This window comes from Pedobacter agri PB92, from assembly GCF_000258495.1.
In the GTDB taxonomy this organism is placed as follows: domain Bacteria; phylum Bacteroidota; class Bacteroidia; order Sphingobacteriales; family Sphingobacteriaceae; genus Pedobacter; species Pedobacter agri.
Genome location: NZ_AJLG01000355.1, coordinates 1 through 592 on the forward strand (window position 1 = coordinate 1; position 592 = coordinate 592).

Here is a 592-nt window from a genome sequence, read left to right on the forward strand (position 1 = left end):
TCTTTCTGGAATAGGCATCTGTGATCAGGCTTAGATAGCTAAAGCCATCCTGCGTACGGATATAGGTTATGTCACTTACCCATAGTTGTTCCGGGGCAGAGAGCATTATATGTTTTATGAGATTCGGGTATCTTTTTAGGGAGTGGTTGGAGTCAGTGGTCCTAACAGAACGTTTCCTCCGCCGTATAAGTAGTCCATGAAATCTCAAAAGATCATAAAGCTGGTCTCTCCCCATCTTTATATTATGCTTTTCCATTTCCGGAGAAAGCATGTATAGCAGTTTCCTTGTCCCCAAAAAAGGAACTGCTGTACGGAATTCAGCCACCAGGGCCAATACCACCATGTGGGAAATATCAGTTTTGATCGCTGTTTTCTGGGCCAGATAATAAGCCTGGCGGCTTACACCAAACAGTGCACAAAGTTCAACCAGATGCTTATCCGGTAGTTTTTGCCGCATCCTTAAGACCGTTTGGTACCACGCTTTTTTCTAATATTGATCTTAAGTTCGCTTTCCGCAACCTCAATCATAGTCTCTAATCCAACATTTCTCAGCTGGGCATCAGCCAAAGCTTTTGTTAGCTCATCGATCTTT

1 pseudogene is annotated in these 592 nt (G+C 43.4%); it reads right to left on the reverse strand.

Going from position 1 to position 592, the window contains the following annotated elements:
- A pseudogene (locus ON09_RS26420) lies at positions 1-457 on the reverse strand (hypothetical protein); the annotation flags it as partial.
- Between the last annotated feature and the right edge of the window lie 135 nt (positions 458-592).